At 75.0% G+C, this 16,807-nt stretch carries 15 protein-coding genes, 1 tRNA gene and 3 pseudogenes; 6 read left to right on the top strand and 13 right to left on the bottom strand.

The annotated features are described in order from the left end of the window. Window positions 1-75 precede the first annotated feature (75 nt). Both DA06_RS16595 and DA06_RS16590 read right to left on the bottom strand, forming a co-directional pair. Window positions 76-672 (bottom strand): MarC family protein, encoded by a 597-nt coding sequence (locus DA06_RS16595; protein WP_418608065.1) that lies wholly within the window; start codon window positions 670-672, stop codon window positions 76-78. Window positions 673-695: 23 nt separating this feature from the next. After that, a pseudogene (locus tag DA06_RS16590) lies at window positions 696-1,593 on the bottom strand (PHP domain-containing protein). Window positions 1,594-2,287: 694 nt separating this feature from the next. Here DA06_RS16590 and DA06_RS16585 point away from each other — a divergent pair. The 3 genes from DA06_RS16585 (at window position 2,288) to DA06_RS16575 (ending at window position 6,478) form a co-directional block, all read left to right on the top strand. Then, window positions 2,288-3,031 carry an MBL fold metallo-hydrolase gene (locus tag DA06_RS16585; protein WP_043502104.1) on the top strand — a complete coding sequence of 248 codons (744 nt, stop codon included), beginning with the start codon at window positions 2,288-2,290 and terminating at the stop codon, window positions 3,029-3,031. 61 nt (window positions 3,032-3,092) lie between these two features. Continuing rightward, complete coding sequence (gene hisS / locus DA06_RS16580; RefSeq protein ID WP_043502102.1) at window positions 3,093-4,442, top strand: histidine--tRNA ligase; 1,350 nt, start codon at window positions 3,093-3,095, stop codon at window positions 4,440-4,442. After that, a complete protein-coding gene (locus tag DA06_RS16575) occupies window positions 4,439-6,478 on the top strand; it encodes a dynamin family protein (RefSeq protein ID WP_418605507.1) in 2,040 nt (679 codons plus the stop codon). Before hisS ends, DA06_RS16575 begins: the two co-directional genes overlap by 4 nt. A 152-nt stretch (window positions 6,479-6,630) precedes the next feature. Here DA06_RS16575 and DA06_RS16570 read toward each other — a convergent pair. Continuing rightward, a pseudogene (locus tag DA06_RS16570) lies at window positions 6,631-7,065 on the bottom strand (glycosyltransferase family 2 protein); the annotation flags it as partial. 509 nt (window positions 7,066-7,574) lie between these two features. On the opposite strand from DA06_RS16570, the gene DA06_RS16565 reads away from it, so the two are divergent. Together DA06_RS16565 and DA06_RS16560 are read left to right on the top strand one after the other, a co-directional pair. Next, window positions 7,575-8,132: a hypothetical protein gene (locus DA06_RS16565; RefSeq protein WP_043502099.1), complete on the top strand. Its 558-nt coding sequence runs from the start codon at window positions 7,575-7,577 to the stop codon at window positions 8,130-8,132. A gap of 261 nt (window positions 8,133-8,393) precedes the next feature. After that, complete coding sequence (locus tag DA06_RS16560; RefSeq protein ID WP_043502097.1) at window positions 8,394-8,738, top strand: PRC-barrel domain-containing protein; 345 nt, start codon at window positions 8,394-8,396, stop codon at window positions 8,736-8,738. Window positions 8,739-8,862: 124 nt separating this feature from the next. Here the strand turns inward: DA06_RS16560 and DA06_RS16555 are convergent, their stop codons facing one another. The 9 genes and pseudogenes from DA06_RS16555 to DA06_RS16515 form a co-directional block, all read right to left on the bottom strand. Then, window positions 8,863-9,261: a hypothetical protein gene (locus tag DA06_RS16555; protein WP_418605505.1), complete on the bottom strand. Its 399-nt coding sequence runs from the start codon at window positions 9,259-9,261 to the stop codon at window positions 8,863-8,865. A gap of 189 nt (window positions 9,262-9,450) precedes the next feature. Continuing rightward, a complete protein-coding gene (locus tag DA06_RS16550) occupies window positions 9,451-9,819 on the bottom strand; it encodes a hypothetical protein (protein ID WP_043502090.1) in 369 nt (122 codons plus the stop codon). Beyond that, window positions 9,816-11,027 (bottom strand): glycosyltransferase, encoded by a 1,212-nt coding sequence (locus DA06_RS16545; protein WP_052436873.1) that lies wholly within the window; start codon window positions 11,025-11,027, stop codon window positions 9,816-9,818. The genes DA06_RS16550 and DA06_RS16545 overlap by 4 nt, the downstream gene beginning before the upstream one ends. Then, complete coding sequence (locus tag DA06_RS16540) at window positions 11,024-11,248, bottom strand: hypothetical protein (protein WP_052436872.1); 225 nt, start codon at window positions 11,246-11,248, stop codon at window positions 11,024-11,026. The genes DA06_RS16545 and DA06_RS16540 overlap by 4 nt, the downstream gene beginning before the upstream one ends. Further along, window positions 11,202-12,020: pseudogene (locus tag DA06_RS16535) on the bottom strand (NAD-dependent epimerase/dehydratase family protein); the annotation flags it as partial. The gene DA06_RS16540 and the pseudogene DA06_RS16535, both read right to left, overlap by 47 nt. Window positions 12,021-12,165: 145 nt before the next feature. Next, window positions 12,166-12,624, bottom strand: coding sequence for a ribose-5-phosphate isomerase (locus tag DA06_RS16530; protein WP_043502087.1), 459 nt, complete (start codon window positions 12,622-12,624; stop codon window positions 12,166-12,168). A 32-nt stretch (window positions 12,625-12,656) separates the two neighbouring features. Beyond that, the gene (locus DA06_RS16525; RefSeq protein WP_418605503.1) at window positions 12,657-13,172 is read right to left on the bottom strand and encodes a DAK2 domain-containing protein; all 516 of its coding nucleotides are present in this window, start codon (window positions 13,170-13,172) and stop codon (window positions 12,657-12,659) included. 27 nt (window positions 13,173-13,199) lie between these two features. Beyond that, on the bottom strand, window positions 13,200-13,550 hold the full coding sequence (locus DA06_RS16520; RefSeq protein ID WP_052436869.1) for a hypothetical protein: 351 nt from the start codon (window positions 13,548-13,550) through the stop codon (window positions 13,200-13,202). A gap of 75 nt (window positions 13,551-13,625) precedes the next feature. Then, entirely contained in the window at window positions 13,626-14,357 is a 732-nt protein-coding gene (locus DA06_RS16515; protein WP_418605501.1) for a hypothetical protein, read from the bottom strand. Here DA06_RS16515 and DA06_RS16510 point away from each other — a divergent pair. After that, window positions 14,347-15,567 carry a lysylphosphatidylglycerol synthase transmembrane domain-containing protein gene (locus DA06_RS16510; protein ID WP_052436867.1) on the top strand — a complete coding sequence of 407 codons (1,221 nt, stop codon included), beginning with the start codon at window positions 14,347-14,349 and terminating at the stop codon, window positions 15,565-15,567. The two genes, DA06_RS16515 and DA06_RS16510, sit on opposite strands and share 11 nt — an antisense overlap. Window positions 15,568-15,963: 396 nt before the next feature. On the opposite strand, the gene DA06_RS16505 is transcribed toward DA06_RS16510, so the two are convergent. Beyond that, window positions 15,964-16,036: transfer RNA gene (locus DA06_RS16505), tRNA-Lys, on the bottom strand. Window positions 16,037-16,807 lie beyond the last annotated feature (771 nt).

The raw sequence follows: 16,807 nt of genomic DNA, 5'->3' as shown, positions 1-16,807 counted from the left end.
CCCATGTCGGTCCCTTCGTCGGCGGCGAGGATCCCGCGCACCATACCGTTCGGGGGCTCGGTCCCCGGACCGGCGTCAGAACCTCTCGTCGATGAAGGCGAAGACGGCGTCGGCCATCAGCTGGACCGCGATGGCGGCCAGCAGCAGACCCGCCAGCCGTGTGACCAGGGTGGTGCCGCCGTCGCCGAGCACGCGGTGGATCGTGCCGGCGAACCGCATCGCGAGCCAGAGCATCACGTGGACGGCGATCAGGGCGACGGCGATCGCGACCCACGCGGCCACCGACCGGTCCGACTCCTCCACGGCGAGCATCGCCGCCACGATCGCGCCGGGACCGGCCAGCAGCGGCGTGCCGAGCGGCACCAGCGCCACGTTCACCCCGCTGCCCGACGGCTTCGGCTCCTCGGTCTTGCCGGTGAGGAGCTCCATCGCGACGAGGAGCAGCAGCAGCCCGCCGGAGAGCTGCAGCGCGGGCACGGAGATGTGCAGGAAGCTGAGGATGTACTGCCCGAACAGCGTGAAGACCAGGATGACGCCGAACGCGACGGCGGTCGCCTGCCGCGCGGCCGTGGCGCGCTGCCTCGCCGTCATGGTCGAGGTCAGCGCGAGGAAGACCGGCACGGTGCCGGGCGGGTCCATGATGACGAAGAGCGTGAAGAACGTCGTCGACATCAGGGTCAGGTCGACGATCTCGTTCACGGGCGGACCACCGGGAGCGTCCCCTCCGCCTCGATCGCCTCCAGCACCGCCGGAGCCGTGGTGCGCTCCCCCAGCACGTTCGGCTTGCCGTCGCCGTGGTAGTCGCTCGAGCCGGTGCGCCCCAGGCCGAGCCGGGCGGCCAGCACCTCCAGCTCGGCGACGGCCTGCGGGGTGTGGTCGCGATGGTCGATCTCGAGGGCGAACAGCCCGGCGTCGGCCATCGCCGCGATGACCGCGTCGGCCACCACGCGGCCGCGCACGCCCGCCCGGGGGGTGCGCCATCACCGGAACGCCACCGGCCGCCCGGACCATCTCGACGGCCGCGACGGCGTCGGGCGCGTGGTACGGGACGTAGTAGGGGCCGCGCACGGAGAGGACGGAGTCGAACGCGGCCGACCGGTCAGGCACGGCGCCCACGGCGACGAGCGCGTCGGCGATGTGCGGGCGGCCGATGGTCGCGCCGTCGGCCGCCTGGGCCTGGACGAGGTCCCACGTGACGGGATAGTCCGCGGCGATGCGCTCGACCATCGTCTCCGCGCGGTCCAGCCGCGAGCGCCGCGAGCGCTCCATCTCCTCCGCGAGCCGCGCGTCGGCCGGGTCGTGCAGGTAGCTGAGCAGGTGGACGGAGATGCCACGGTGCTGGCAGGAGACCTCGGCGCCGCGCAGCAGCGCCACGCCGGTCCCGGCGACGGCGGAGGCGGCCTCGTCCCAGCCGCGCACGGTGTCGTGGTCGGTCAGCCCGACGACGTCGACGCCCGCCCGGGCGGCGGCGCGGAGGACGTCCGAGGGGCTGTCGGTGCCGTCGGACGCGTCGGAGTGGGTGTGCGGGGCGGGTGCGGGTGTCGCGTCGCCACCCGCGGCCGGCGAGGCCTGATCGCCCGGGGGGGACGGCACCGCGTCCTCACCCGCAGCCGGCGGAACCTGCTCGCCTGCGGGGGACGGCACCGCACCGTCTCCGGCGGCCGGCGGAATCTGCTCGTCGGTCGGCGGGACCGCGCCGCTCTCGGCCGGGGGCGCCTCGACGCCCACCGCGACCGGCGCGGCATCGCCCGGCAGCGCGGGGTCGTCGGAGCCGGACGGAGGCACGGCGGCGGCCGGGTCACCCTCGGTGGATCCGCCGACGGCCGTCTCCCCGCCAGAGTCGGGACGGACCTTCTCGGCAGCAGCACCGTCGACGCCGGCGTTCTGGGCAGCAGCACCGTCGACGCCGGCGTTCTCGGCCGTGGCACCGTCGGCGCGGCCGGCGTCTGCTGCAGCGAGGACCTCCTCAGGCTGGGCGTCGCCCGGCGACGAGGGCTGGTCGGTGGTGGGCTCCTGGCTGTCGCGCGAGGGCGGCTGCTCGGTCACGGGTCACTCCTTCGGGATGACGGGGTTGGCGGTTGCCACACCGTTCTCGGCACTTCCCGGCACGACGGTGCCGGGCGGTCCACGTGACGCAGCCGCGAGGCTACGGACTCCGGGACCGCTCGCTGCGGTCAGGGCACGTGACGCGGCTCTCAGTCTAGGGAACTGCGCAAGCCTCGTGGACAACACGGGCGCGGCACGGTGTCGTGCCGGTTGCACGGTCTGCGCCGGATAGCCTGACGACATGCTTCTGCTCAGGACGACCACCACCGTGCTGGAGGCCCACTGCTACGTGGTGGCGCCGCACGACGGCGCCGAGGCGCTCGTCGTCGACCCAGGGGCGGGTTCTGCCCCGGAGGTGAGGCGGCTCCTCGCCGACCACGGCCTGCGAGTGGGGGCGGTCGCACTGACGCACGGCCACGCGGACCACCTCTGGGACGCGGCCGCCGTGGCCGGTGACGCGCCGGTCTACGTCGCCCCGCCCGACCTGTACCGGCTGGACGACCCGGCGGGAGCCCTGGGCGAGCCGCTCGCGACGATGTTCCGGGAGCTCGCCGTCGAGCCGTGGCGCCGGCCGGCGGACGTGCGTGTACTGCCCGGGGAGCTGTTCGCCGGAGGCGGAGCCGAGATCGTGCCGGGGGTGGTGGTGCGGGCCGTGCCCGCGCCGGGGCACACCGAGGGATCGACCGTGCTGCTGCTCAGCGGCGCCCCCGTCACGCAGGGCGTGCTCCCGGCGGGCGCGGACGTCCACCCCGACGTCACCGGGCACCACCTCCTCGCGCTCTGCGGCGACGTCGTCTTCGCGGGCTCGGTGGGGCGCACCGACCTGCCGGGGGGCGACGAGCGGGAGATGATCTCCACCCTGCGCACCCTCGGCTCCTCCCTCGCGCCGACCACCGTGCTCCTGCCCGGCCACGGGCCCTCCACGGTCCTGGCCCGTGAGCTGGCCACCAACCCGCACGTGCGCGCGGCGTTCTCCGCCCGCTGAGGAGCATCCTGACGGCGGGCCGAATCGCTAGCCCGGGCCCGGGGATGGAAAGATCGGCGCCATGGCACGTGCGTCCTCCCTGTCCGGTTTTCCCGAGTGGCTCCCCGACGGCCGCGTGGTCGAGCAGCATGTCCTCGACTCGCTGCGTCGCACCTTCGAGCTGCACGGGTTCGCCGGGATCGAGACGCGGGCGGTCGAGCCGCTGTCCCAGCTGCTGCGGAAGGGCGAGACGTCCAAGGAGGTGTACCTGCTGCACCGGCTGCAGGAGGAGGCGGGCGAGGACGTCGGCCCGGACAAGCAGCTCGGCCTGCACTTCGACCTCACGGTCCCCTTCGCCCGCTGGGTCCTCGAGCACGCGGGCCAGCTGTCCTTCCCGTTCAAGCGCTACCAGATCCAGAAGGTCTGGCGCGGGGAGCGGCCCCAGGACGGGCGCTTCCGTGAGTTCACGCAGGCCGACATCGACGTCGTCGGTGCCGACACCCTGCCGTTCCACTTCGAGGTCGAGCTGCCGCTCGTCATGGCCGAGGCCCTGGCCGCCCTCCCGATCCCGCCGGTGCGCATCAGCGTCAACAACCGCAAGGTCGCGCAGGGGTTCTACGAGGCGATCGGCCTCGACGACGTCGAGTCCGCGCTCCGGGTGATCGACAAGCTGGACAAGATCGGCCCCGAGGGCGTCGCCCGGGCGCTCATGGACGAGGCGGGCGCGACACCGGACCAGGCGGGCAAGGCGCTGGAGCTGGCCTCCATCAGCGGCACCGACGCCTCGGTGGCCGACCAGGTCCTCGCACTGGGGGCCCGCTCCGAGCTGCTCGAGACGGGCCTGCAGGAGCTGGTGACCCTCGTCGAGACCGCCCACGACCGCTCTCCCGGCACCGTCGTCGCCGACCTGAGGATCGCCCGCGGCCTGGACTACTACACCGGCTCCGTCTACGAGACGACGCTGGTCGGCCACGAGAACCTCGGCTCGATATGCTCCGGCGGCCGGTACGACTCGCTCGCCTCCGACGGGAGACGCACCTTCCCGGGCGTGGGCCTGTCCATCGGCGTCTCCCGCCTCCTCGCCCGCGTGCTCGGCGACGGGCTGGCCCGCGCGAGCCGCGCCGTGCCCGCCGCGGTGCTCGTGGCCGTGAACGACGAGGAGCACCGCCGCGCCTCCGACCGCGTCGCGCAGGCGCTCCGGGCCCGCGGCGTCCCCGCCGACGTCGCACCCGCCGCGGCGAAGTTCGGCAAGCAGATCCGGTACGCGGACCGCCGCGGCATCCCCTTCGTGTGGTTCCCCGGCGAGGACGGCGACGAGGTCAAGGACATCCGCTCGGGCGACCAGGTCCCGGCCGACGCGGGGACGTGGGAGCCGCCGGCCGAGGACCTGTGGCCCCGGGTCGTGGCCGACGAGGACTCGGGGGCGCGATGACGATCTCCATCCCGGCCGGCACGGGCGACGGCGCCCGTGCGGTCCTCGGCGCGCTGGGGGAGTTGCGCCGCGTCCTGGAGGGCGTGACGTTCCCGCTCGACATCGAGGACGCCGCGATGTCACGCGCGGACCGCCAGGAGGTCCTCGACCAGCTCGCCGACTACGTCATACCGCGCTACGAGCAGCTCGAGGCGCCGCTGCTCGCCGTCGTCGGCGGGTCCACCGGGGCTGGTAAGTCCACCCTGGTCAACGCGCTGGTCCGGGAGCACGTCACGGCGGCGTCGGCGATCCGGCCCACCACCCGCCGTCCGCTCCTGGTCCACCATCCCGACGACGCCGCCTGGTTCGCCGACGACCGCATCTTCCCCCGGGCTCGCCCGGGTGACCGTCGCCCCCCGGCTCGGCCCCCCACCCCTGCCACCGCGGGGGAGGCGGGCGTCCACCGCGAGCTCGAGCTGCGCGCCTCCGCGGCCCTGCCGCGCGGCCTGGCGCTGCTCGACGCGCCCGACATCGACTCCGTCGTCACCGAGAACCGCCAGCTCGCGAACCAGCTGCTGGCCGCCGCCGACCTGTGGGTCTTCGTCACCACGGCCGCCCGTTACGGAGACGCCATCCCCTGGAACCTGCTCACCGAGGCGGCGGACCGGCGCATCGTGGTCGCCGTCGTCCTGGACCGCGTCCCGCACGGGGTGAGCGCGGAGGTCCGGCACGACCTCGCCGCCCGGCTGGAGGACGAGGGCCTCGGGCGGGCGCCGCTGTTCGTGATCAGCGAGACCACCATGGGCACGGACGGCCTGCTCCCCGCGGACGACGTCGCCCCGCTCCAGGGCTGGCTGCGCGGCATCGCGTCCGACGCCGGCTCGCGGGCCTCCGTGGCCCGCCAGACGCTCGGCGGGGCGGTCGACGCCGTCCTCGCCCGCGCCTCCCTCGTCGCGGAGGGCACGCAGCACCAGACCCAGACGCTCGTGCGGCTGGCCGGCCACGTGGACGAGGCGTACGCCCAGGCGCACCACCGCATCATGACCGCCACCGCCGACGGCGCCATGCTGCGCGGCGAGGTGCTGTCCCGGTGGCAGGAGTTCGTGGGCACCGGCGACTTCTTCCGGTCCGTCGAGGCTCAGGTGGGCCGGATCCGGGACCGGGTCGGGAACTTCTTCCGGGGGGCGGCCGGCACCGACCGAGCAGGTCGAGGTGGCCATCGAGACCGGCCTGCAGACGCTGCTCGTGGCGGAGGCGGAACGCGCGGCCGCCGAGGTCGACCACCTGTGGCGGCGCGAGCCGGGCGGGAGGTGCTGGCCGCCGCCACCGCGGCGCTGGCCAGCGAGGAACGCCTCACGGAGGAGGCGGCCGCGGAGGTCCGCGGCTGGCAGGACGAGCTGCTCGGCATGGTCCGGCGCGAGGGCGCCGACAAGCGGCTGACCGCCCGCATGCTGTCCTTCGGCGTCAACGGGTTGGGGATCGCACTGATGGTCGTGATGTTCGCCTCGACGGCCGGCCTCACCGGGGCCGAGATCGCCATCGCCGGCGGCACCGCCGTCGTGGCCCAGAAGCTCCTCGAGGCGGTCTTCGGCGACGAGGCGGTGCGGAAGATGACCACCGCGGCCCGCAAGGACCTGCACGCACGGGCGGGCGCGCTGCTGGCCGCGCAGGCCGACAGCTACCGGCACGCGCTCGCCGACCTGGGCATCGACCCCGCCGCCACCGACAGCATCGCCGGGGCGGTCACCGCCGTGGCGCGCTCTGGACCGTCGCTGCTGGGACTCCAGCCGCCCGGAAGCGCGCCTCGGGCGTGGGGCGGCAGGACCCGCCGCTCGCGCAGCACCCACGGCAGCCCCCGCGCGGCGGCGAGAACCCCCGCGGCAGTCGCGCGGCTGATCCGCAGCTGCCGGAGCACGACGCCGGTGCGGCGCAGAGCCGCGGGCAACGGCCGGCGCAGCCAGGTGAACCACAGCGTGTTGCGAACGCCGTCGCGCAGGCGGCGCCCGGAGTCCCTGGCCCTCGAGGCGGCGTGGTGCACCGTCAGGTCCTCGAGGTAGCAGAGCTCCCAGCCGGCGGCGGCGAGGTCGGCGGCCAGGAGCTCCTCCTCGCCGCCGAGCCACAGCCGCGGATGGAAGCCTCCCGCCGACCGGAACGCGTCGCGGCGCAGCACGGACGCGCCGGCGAGGAAGCTCCCGAGCGCGGGACCGGGAAGCCCGGGCCGCCCCCGTACCGGCGAGTCCCGGAGCTCGGCGACGATGGGGTCCTCGACGCCGTCGGGCTCGACGACGATCCGGGCGGTGAGCACCGCGACGTCAGCGTGGGCGTCGAGCACGTCGGCGGCGCGGGCCAGGCTGCCGGGGTCCCACCACGTGTCGTCGTCGCAGAACGCCACGTACGGCGTGTCCAGCCTCGCGACCCCGACGTTGCGGCCCAGGGCGCCGAGGTTCGTGCGGCTGGCGACGAGCTCCACCCACGGGTGGTCGCGGCGCACAGCCTCTGCGGTGCCGTCGGCCGAACCGTTGTCGACGACGACGACCCTCGGCGCCTCGGGCAGCTCCCGGAGCAGGCGCAGGGTGCGGTCGAGCTCGGTACGGCGGTCGTGGGTGATGACGACGACGCCCACGCGCGCATCCGGTACGGCCATGCCCTCATTCCACCCCGCCGCGCGCCGCTCGGCATTCCTGGATCCCTCGCGCGGGAAGACCCGATGCGGTCGGCGCGCGGCCGTTGGAAGCGGCTATCTAGCGTGGACGGGAGCACGACGACCGCCACGCACCGACGACGATGTGGGGAACCGACATGCCCCTCCTCCTCGCCAGGCGCCGCTACGGGCGCCGCCACGACGACCGCCGCCACAGCTGCGGCCCTCCCGCCGCTCGCCGAGCCGTCCTGGCAGCGGTGACGCGCCGAGGTTGCCCTGGGACCGGCCATGACTCGCGCGTCTTCCCAGGCGTGTGGCCGGGGCGGGGCCGGGGCCCCGGCCGGTTCCCCGCAGAGAGCACCACCGCCTCGCGGCCGTCATCCCCGGAAGGGTTGTCCGACGACCGTCGCCGGCCGCCCTCACCGGCAGCATCACGGTGGTCGCCGATGCGGTGCCCACCGACCGACGTCCCTGAACCCAGGGGCGTGCTTCCGCGACGAAGGAGAGAACCTGTGAACGAGAACAACACCCTGGTGCGAAGCATGCACGACCTCGGGCTGGCCGCCTGGTTCGGTGGCTCGCTGATGGGCGCGATAGGGCTCAACGGGGCCGCGTCCCACGCCGCCGACCCCAAGGAGCGGCTCACGCTCTCGTCCAAGGGCTGGGGCATGTGGTCGCCCGTCAACGCCGCCGCGATCGGGGCCCATGTGGTGGGGAGCCTCGGTCTCATCGCAGCGAACAAGAGCAGGCTCGCGCTGCAGCCCGGGGCCCAGCTCAACACCGTCGTGAAGAGCGCGCTGACGGTCTTCACCGCCGGTGTGACGGCGTACAGCGGCGTGCTCGGTGCGAAGGTCGCCAAGCAGGCGAAGGAGGGTGAGGGCGGCGAGGGCGCCACCGAGCCGGAGCCCACCGCCTCGAAGAAGCTGAGCGCCGCGCAGGGCCAGCTGAAGGCGCTGCAGTGGGCGATCCCCGCGCTCACGGGGACCCTGGTGGTGCTGGCGGCTCAGCAGGGCGAGCAGCAGCGGTACGAGCCGACGGCCTCCCGGTGGTGGTCACGGCGCCACCACTGACGGCCTGGCCGGTGGGCGCCCGGCCGCCGTCGGACCGGTGCGCAGGGCGGTCCGGCACGCTGCCGGGCCGCCCCCCCGGTCGCACGATGTCACGCGTGAGGGGTGCCGGGCTGCGCGTCCGCGACGGTTCGTCACGGGAGGCGACCGGGCCGGCGCGCCCCGTGTTGCGTGGAGGGTCGCGGCCGACCACGGTGGAAGGAGGTGCGCAGGGATCCGGTGACGAAGCCCTGCACGGTGGCGACGCAGAGTGGTGGAGAGGGCATGGACAGCACGTGGCAGCCGTGGAGCCTCCACGAGGGCGTACGTGACGTCGAGAGCTTGGTGGGCTGGACGGTCGAGGCGCGCGACGGGGACGTCGGCAAGATCGACGACGCGTCCCTCGACGCCGGCGAGGGGGCGCTCGTGGTCGCGGCCGGGCCGGTGCTGCTCGGCCACATGGTGCTGCTGCCCGCGGGCACGGTCGTACGGGTGGACCGGGAGCACCGTCGCGTGCACGTGGACCTCACCCGCGAACAGATCGAGCAGGCGCCCCGACGCCGGGCCGGGATGCACCTCGCCGACGAGGCGTACCGCGAGGAGGTCGCCGAGTACTACCGGCGGCTCTGACGCGGCAGGGTCGCGTCCTGACATCGGTCCGCCCTCGACTCGCGGCCCACGGGGGAGGACCCTGGTCGTACCGGCACGACGGCGTGCAGCGGTGCCGCCGTCGACCTGCGTTCCGGGAGGGTCGTCATGTCGAGCTCGCTCGTCCACCCCGCGTCCGACCCGCAGCCGTCCGGACCGCACCCGTCCGACGTGCGGCCGCCGGGCCCCGCCAGCGCCGGCGCCGGCGCCGCGCAGAGCCGCGCCCAGGTCGCGGGCGAGAGCGGGGCGGCCGACGACGGACCTCGACAGCGGCGGTGCCCCTCTCCCCCTCCCACAGCACCACCCGCTGCGGGGCGAGACAGGCCCGCGCGCGGGTGACGGACGCCGGGCCGCCCCACGCGTCCAGGGCCCGGGCGACCTCCAGGCCGCCCGCGACGGCCCGTGCGCCGCCGTCGTGGGAGCACTTGGCGTACACGCCCGGCCCGCCGCCGTCGCCGAGGTGCAGGACGTGCCGCTGACCGGGCCGGTACCGCAGCGGCGTCACCACCAGGTCGGTGCCGGAGTCGCTCCCCCAGCAGGCGAGCCGCTCGCACGGGGTCGTAGAGGTCCCGCAGCCGGGGGAACGCCGGGTCGGCCGGGGCGAGCAGCACGGTCGTGCCGGCAGGTCCCCGGGCGCGCACGGCCGACGGCGCCCCGCCCCGCGCCGACGCGGGCGCGGCCTCGCTGGTCCACGTCACCGCGGCCGGCCGGGGTCCGGCCCCCCGATCGTCAGACTGAGGTAGACGCTCAGCTTCCGGTGCGGCTTCAGCCGCGACCGGACGACCTCGCAGCCCATCTCCTCGGTGCCAGACGCGTCGCCGGGGCCGGCCGGTCCGTGGGAACGGGACGCCTCGCCGGACGGCTCGCCGCCCCACTCGTCGATCGTGCGCGAGAGCTCGTCCCGCACCGTCGCGGCGACCAGAACGGGCACCTCCTCGGTGAGGAAACGACGGGTGCCGGCCACCCCGCGGCGCGCGGCGAGGACCTCCCGGACCGCGGCGGCGAGCGCCGCAGCCCCGGCGCCGCCGGCAGGGGGTCGGGCCGGTGCCGATGAGCGTGTCATGTCGCGAGGGTCTCCAGCGCGGGCGTGGACGCCGCCCCGATCCCCGCCATGAGGTGGATGGCCGCGACGGCGCGGCCCCCCAGGTCGGGTGCGGTGTCAGCCCTGGGGGGCTCGGTCAGACCGGTGACGATCGCCTCGCTCATCGACCCGGGACCCAGAAGGTCCGGGTCGACCCGGTGCACCCAGCCCCGTTCGGCGAAGAGACGGGCGCGCGTGCGCTGCTCCGCGCTCGGGCCACGCCGGGGGACGAGCAGCGCCGGGGTCCCGGCACCGAGCAGCTCTCCCGTGGTGTTGTACCCGGCCATCGACACCACGAGGTCGGCACGGGCCACCCGGCCGCCCCCGTGGATCTTCCGCCGCACCTCCGTCGCCGGGAGGTCGAGGGCGCGCCGCTTCAGCTCCCGGACGTCGCGCTCGGGCATGAACGGCCCCGTCACGAGGAAGAACTCGGCGCCGGTCTGCGCCCGCACGTCCGGGACGGAGCTGAGGACGGCGTCGAACATCGGGAAGGCGTCCGCGCCCCCGCCGGCCAGGACCAGGACGCGCGGCGGCCCCTCGTCGCGTCGCCACAGTGCCCCGGCGACCGCCCGGGCCCGGTGGTGGGCGGGCGCGCACACGTACCCGCAGTAGGTCAGCCTCGCCGCGGACGCGGCGGGCCAGGAGTACTCCGCCGCGACGTCGTAGACGTCCCGGGAGCCGTAGACGAGCACCTCGTCGTAGAACTCCTCCAGCGCGTCGTACGCGCCCTCGGCGGCCCAGCGCCGGCGCACCGTCTCGGGGGCGTCGATGATGTCGCGCAGCCCGAGCACCACCCGCGGCCGTCGCCCGTCGAGACCCCGCAGGGCGGGGAGGAGCTCGCCCATGGCGCCGTGCGGCATGTGGTCGACCAGCAGCACGTGCGGGTCGTAGGAAGCGATGGTGCTGGCGATGACCTCCGTGCGCAGCCGCAGCACCTCCTGGAAGGAGGACGAGAGCGACACCGCGGACCACCGGCCCGGCCCGTCCTTCCGGATGCTGGGCAGCTTGAGGTAGTCGTGCCCCGGGGCGGTGGTGAAGAACTGCCCGAGCGGCGAGTCGGACATCGTCAGCGCGCTCGCGCCGGGCAGCCGGCGGAGGAATTCCCGCGCGAGGAGGGTCGTCCGTCGCATGTGCCCCAGGCCCAGGCCGTCCTGCGAGTAGATGAGGAGCCGGGGTTCGTGCCCGCTCATCGTCGTTCGCCGCCCACCGGCGACGGGACGGCGGCGGGCGGGGTGGTGGCCGGGGCCTCCCGCAGGCTCCGGTGCCACGCCACCTGACGGGCGACGCCGGTGCGCAGGTCCGTGGTCGCCCGCCATCCCAGGACGACGGCGGCCGCCGTGGGGTCGCCGTGCGTGACGCCCGTGTCACCAGGACGGTGCGGTGCCGGCGAGACCGTGAGGGGACGGCCCACCTCCTCCTCGGCGATGCGCAGCAGGTCGGGGGACGGCGACGGGCCGGCCGTGCGCGATGTTCAGCACGGTGCCCGGCCGGACCGGGGCCGTCATGGCCACGGTCACCGCCTCGGCGACGTCGCCGACGTACGTGAAGTCGCGGAGCTGCACGGTGTCGCCGTAGACCACCGCCTCCCTGCCGTCGAGGAGCGCCTCGACGAAGCGGTGGAGCGCCATGTCGGGCCGCTGCCGGGGGCCGTAGACGGAGAAGAACCGGAGAGCGACCGTGGAGAGGCCGCGCTCGAGGGCGTAGGAGCCGACCAGGCACTCGCCGGCGAGCTTGCTCACGCCGTACGGGCTCAGCGGTGCCAGACGGCTGGACTCGTGCATCGGGTCGGAGGTCGGTCCGTACACCGAGGAGCTCGAGGCGTACACGAACCGGGGGGACGGCGGCCTGCGTGGCGGCCTCGAGGAGCCGGTGGGTGGCCAGCACGTTGCGGTGGACGTACGACGGGAACTCCGGGCCCCAGGACCGGGTCACCCCCGCCTCCGCGGCGAGGTGGACGACGGCGTCGACACCCTCGAGGAAGGGGCGGAGGTCGGCGGTGACCAGGTCGTCGTGGACGAACGAGAAGGACGGGTGCGCCGCGGACGTGCGCAGGTTCCGCCGCTTGACCTGGGGGTCGTAGGTGTCGGTGAGGGCGTCGATGCCGCGCACCGTCCAGCCCTGGCCCAGCAACCTTTCCGCGACGTGGCTCCCGATGAACCCGGCGGCGCCGGTGAGCAGGACACTGACCATGAGTGAACTCCCCACGCTGGAAGCTCCCCGTCCGTGGTCCGAGACTAACGAGCCGCTCAGGATGACGACAGGTGGAACTAGGGGTGAACGCCTAGGGGTTCCCTACTGCACCTGCCCCTCCCGCGCTGCGCAGGGACGCTACGACACGCTCTCGTACCGGTCGAGGATCGCGACCTTCTCGGCCGAGGCGGAGGACTCGTCGAACTCGTGGCCGAGCCACTCCCGGGCGAGCTTGCGCGCCAGCTCGAGCCCGATCACCCGCTGGCCGAAGGTGAGGACCTGCGCGTTGTTGGACTTGATGAGCCGCTCCACCGAGAACGAGTCGTGGGCGACGGAGGCCCGGATACCGGGCACCTTGTTGGCGGCCATCGCCACGCCGATGCCGGTGCCGCAGACGAGCAGTGCCCGGTCGGCCCTGCCCTCGGCGACCGTGCGGCCGGCGGCGACACCCACGTGCGGGTAGGCGGTGTGGTCGTCGGCGCCCACGCCGACGTCGATCACCTCGTCCACGCGCTCGTCGGCCTCGAGGTCCTTCTTGAGCGCCTCCTTGTAGTCGAAGCCGGCATCGTCCGACCCGACGACGATCCTGAGTCCCATGGCGTTCTCCTTCGGTGGTTGCGTTCCGGTGGTCAGTTCTGGAGCAGGCCCGAATCGGCGATCGCCGACATCAGCAGCGCGAACGACGTCGCGCCCGGGTCCGGCGTGCCGACCGACTTCTCGCCGAGCACGCGCGAGCGGCCCCGCCGCGCCACGATCAGTGCGGTGTCCTCGGCCGCGCGCGTGGCCACGTGCGCCGCGTGCGTCCAGGCCTCCGGCAGCGGGTCCCCGGCCGCGAACCGTTCGCGCAGCGCGGTGGTGAAAGGCACGAGCGCGTCGACCATCGTCTTGTCGCCCGGTTCCGCGCCGCCAAGGCGGAGCACGGCCTCTCCGCCCTGCTCCACGGCCCGGACGATGTCGGCGGGGGCAGCGGGCGCGTCGTCGGAGAGCGCGGTTCCGACGGCGGTCAGCGCCCCGCCCCAGAGCGCCCCGGACGTGCCGCCGGCCGCCTCGGACCAGGCGTCCCCCGGCCGCCCGTGACCAGGGCAACCGGCACGGCGGGGGCCGGCGAGCCGCCGAGGCCGGAGCCGCCGCCGGAGGGCGAGCACGTGGCCCTTGACGGCGGCAGCGGCCGTTCACCGGCGGTGACTATCGTCGACGACCCGGTGCCGGAGACCGTGCGCGATTTCTCCGACACGGTCGGGACCGCGCTGGCGCTCCTCGGCGTGACGCTGACGCTGCTCCTGGCCTCGTTCGCGCACGGCACCACCACGGGGCTGGCACAGGACGTCCAGGGCCTGGAGGGGGTTCTGCGGCAGTTCGTCGTCGTCCCGGCGGCCATTTTCGAGCGGGTCGTCGCGCTCGTCGTCCCGCTCGCGGTCCTCGCCGAGCTGGTCCTGCGCCGCGAGACCCGTCAGGCCGTCACGGGCCTGCTTGCCGGGGTGCTGGGCGTGATCGGGTGCGCCGCCGTCGTCGCCGTCCTGCACCGTGCCGGCCCGGCCGACCTGGTGCGCGGGTTGTCCGTGGTCCGAGGCGGCTCGACGGAGCTGGCCGTGCCCGTGTCACTGGCGATGGTCGGCGCCCTGCTCACCGCCGCCGGGCCGCGCGGCCGGCGGCGCAGCGTCGCATGGTCGTGGGGTGCGGTGTGGGTGACGGTCGGCATCCTGCTGGTGACCGCGCAGACCGCGCTGCTCGGCGCCGCGCTCGCCCTCCTCCTCGGGCGGACGGCCGGCCTGGTGGTGCGGTACGTCCTCGGCGTGCCCACCGGGCGCGCGTACGGCGACGACCTCGTCGAGGCCGTCCGGCGGGTGGGCCTGGCGCCGGTCAGCATCACCCGGTGCCCCGGCGCGGGGCACCGCCGGTACTCGCTCGTCACCGACGACGGGCGTCACCTCGAGCTGACGGTCCTCGACGGCGACCGTCAGGTGGCCGCCCTGCTGTCCCGCCTGTGGGAGGCGGTACGGGTCCGTGAGGTCGGCGCGCCGCCGCTCTCGGCCCGGGAGACCGCCGAGCACCTCGTCGCCCTGACGGCCCTGGTCCGGGAGGCAGGCGCCAGGGTGCAGGCGGTGCACGCCGTCGCCGTGGCCCGGGACTCCACGGTGATGGTGCGGGACGGGCCGGGCGGCGCCCGTCAGCCTCTCCCGGCTCGACCCCGACCAGCTCACGGACGACCTGCTGCGCGGCACCTGGGCGGAGCTCCGGCGGGTCCACCGGTGCGGCGTCGCGCACCGCCGGCTCAGCGCCGGCGCGGTGCAGGTGGATCTGGACGACGGAGAGCCCAGGGTGTGGTTCACGCGGTGGGAGTCCGGCTCCGTCGCCGCCTCCGAGCTCGTCCGGCGCGCCGACCTCGCCCAGCTGCTCACCCTGCTCGCCGCGCGCGTCGGCACGGACCGCGCCATCCGTTCCGCCCGGACGGTGCTGACCCCCGCGGAGCTGGCGGCGCTCGCGCCGCTCCTGCAGCCGGTGGTGCTGCCGCGTGCCACGCGCGAGGAGCTCCGGGGCCGCCGGGAGCTCCTGACCGAGCTTCGGACCGCCGTCGTGGGCCCGGGCGAGAAGGCGCCGGCGGAGCCGGTCCAGCTCGTCCGGCTCGGGGGGCGCCAGGCGTTCAGCGCCACCGTCGCGACGGTCGCCCTGGTGGTCGTGCTGACCACCGTCAACCTCCACGACATCTCGGCGGCCCTCACCGCGGGCGACTGGCGCTGGAGCGTCGCCGCCTTCCTCCTCGGCCTGACGACCTTCGCGGGGGTGGCGACGACGTACGTCGCGCTCGCCCCCGAGCCGCTGCCCTTCGGTCGGGCCGTCCTGGTCCAGGTCGCCGCCTCCTTCGTGGCACTCGCCGCTCCCGCGGGGCTCGGGCCCGCCGGCCTGAACGTCCGGATGTTCACCCGTCGGGGGATCGACACGCCCCGTGCCCTGGCCACGGTAGGGCTCGTGCAGGTCTCGCAGTTCGTGGTGACGGTGCTGCTCATCGTGGTGCTGTCGGTGCTCTCGGGCGCGTCCGCCACGCAGATCCCGGCCACCAGCCCGGCGACCCTGCTGACGGTCGCCGCGGTGGTCGGCGCCGTGGGGGCGGCCCTGCTGGTCCGGCCGGTGCGGGAGTGGCTCGGCAGGAAGGTGCTGCCCGTGGTCCGTCAGACGTGGCCGCTGGTGGTGGCGCTCGGCGGCCACCCGCGGCGGCTCGCGCTGGCCGTGCTGGGCAACGTGGTGACGAGCCTGGGCTGGATCCTCGCGCTGTACTGCTCCCTCGCGGCGTTCGGCGAGCATCTCGCCGCCATCCAGGTGGCGCTGGTCTACTTCGCGGGCAACGCGGCGGGGTCGGTGGTGCCGACGCCGGGAGGGATCGGTTCGATCGACGTGGCGCTGATCGCGACCCTGACGGCCGTGGGGGTCGGCCCGGGCGTGGCGGTCTCCGCCACGGTGGTCTTCCGCGTGGTGACGTTCTGGGTGCAGATCCCGCTCGGCTGGGTCACGCTGCGCGGGCTGATGCGGCGCGGCACTCTGTGACGCGGGGCCGCACGGCATCCGGCAGGCGAGGTTCAGTCGCCGTCGAGGACGAGCGCCGCGGCGGCCGGCGACCGCCCAGATCCCCTCCCGTGGCGCAGGCCCGGACCGTGCTGCCGCGGCGTACCCGAGCACGACGAGCATCGACCCCCGTGCGCGAAGACCGACGCGTCACCCACTTCGGCGCCCGTGCCGCGAGGCCGGGGGGGCGGGTCCCGGTTGCGGTGGCGTAGGCGGCCATGGGCCGAGCGTGCGCCCCCTGCCTTGGAACCATCAGGGGTGCCGACTGCGGTTTCGCCGTGGTTCTCGCCGAGCGGGCGGGCACGCCGACCGGGAGGACCGGCGGTAGGCGAAGAAGAAGGTCCCCGCCCCGCGGAGCGGGACAGGGACCTTCGGAAGTACACCGCCTGGGACTCGAACCCAGAACCCACTGATTAAGAGTCAGTTGCTCTGCCAATTGAGCTAGCGGTGCTCGGTGCGAGAAGTGACTTTACTGCACCGCACTGGAGGCCTCCAACCCGGGACGGCTCCACGGACGGGTGATGTCCGGCACACCCGCGCGGAAGCGCCCGGGGACGCGTCCGCGGCGCTCGGGACCGGGACGGCCGCACCACCCGCCGGGCCCGCCCGGCTGGTGCGGTGGGCCGGTCTTCCCGGTACAACGCGGTTATGAAGTTCTACGCGGACCTGCCCGCACGCCGGGCCCGACAGATGGCCGGCGACGTCCTGGTGGTTCTGTGGGTGGCAGTGTGCGTCTACGTCGGCCGGACCGTCCACGACCTCCTCGCCTCGGCGTCGGAGCCGCTGCGCCGCGCGGCGCAGGTCGGCCGGAGCATCGAGGACGGCATGGGCGACGCCGGGCGGGGTGCGGACGAGATCCCGCTCGTCGGTGAGCAGCTCAGCCGGCCGTTCGAGGAGGTGGCTGCCGCGGGCGGACGGCTCGGCGACGCGGGTGCGGACGGCGCGGACCGCGTCGAGGTGCTCGCCGTACTGGTCGGCGTCCTTCTCGCGCTGCTCCTCACGCTCCTGGTCCTGGTGCCCTGGCTGGCGCTGCGGCTGAGGTACGCGGCGCGAGGGCAGGCGGGCGTACGCGCGCGCGGGCATCAGCGGGCGCGGGGCGCGGGCGCGGCACGGGTGAAACACCACGAGAGCATCCCGGTGACCAGGGCGCCGGCGTGCGTGCCCGGCTCTCCGGACGATCGAGGCCCCGTCCAGCAGCTGCTGGACGGGGCCTCTCCGGTCA

The sequence above is a fragment of the Georgenia sp. SUBG003 genome, assembly GCF_000715355.2.
Taxonomy (GTDB): Bacteria; Actinomycetota; Actinomycetes; order Actinomycetales; family Actinomycetaceae; genus Georgenia.
This window is presented reverse-complemented; position numbering and strand designations above follow the sequence as displayed.

Excerpts from the sequence above, each read along its gene's own strand:
- DA06_RS16550 (WP_043502090.1), bottom strand. The coding sequence starts at position 9,819 with ATGACACGCTCATCGGCACCGGCCCGACCCCCTGCCGGCGGCGCCGGG.
- DA06_RS16545 (WP_052436873.1), bottom strand. The coding sequence starts at position 11,027 with ATGAGCGGGCACGAACCCCGGCTCCTCATCTACTCGCAGGACGGCCTG.
- DA06_RS16585 (WP_043502104.1), top strand. The coding sequence starts at position 2,288 with ATGCTTCTGCTCAGGACGACCACCACCGTGCTGGAGGCCCACTGCTAC.
- DA06_RS16595 (WP_418608065.1), bottom strand. The coding sequence starts at position 672 with ATGTCGACGACGTTCTTCACGCTCTTCGTCATCATGGACCCGCCCGGC.
- DA06_RS16575 (WP_418605507.1), top strand. The coding sequence starts at position 4,439 with ATGACGATCTCCATCCCGGCCGGCACGGGCGACGGCGCCCGTGCGGTC.
- DA06_RS16560 (WP_043502097.1), top strand. The coding sequence starts at position 8,394 with ATGGACAGCACGTGGCAGCCGTGGAGCCTCCACGAGGGCGTACGTGAC.
- DA06_RS16530 (WP_043502087.1), bottom strand. The coding sequence starts at position 12,624 with ATGGGACTCAGGATCGTCGTCGGGTCGGACGATGCCGGCTTCGACTAC.
- hisS (WP_043502102.1), top strand. The coding sequence starts at position 3,093 with ATGGCACGTGCGTCCTCCCTGTCCGGTTTTCCCGAGTGGCTCCCCGAC.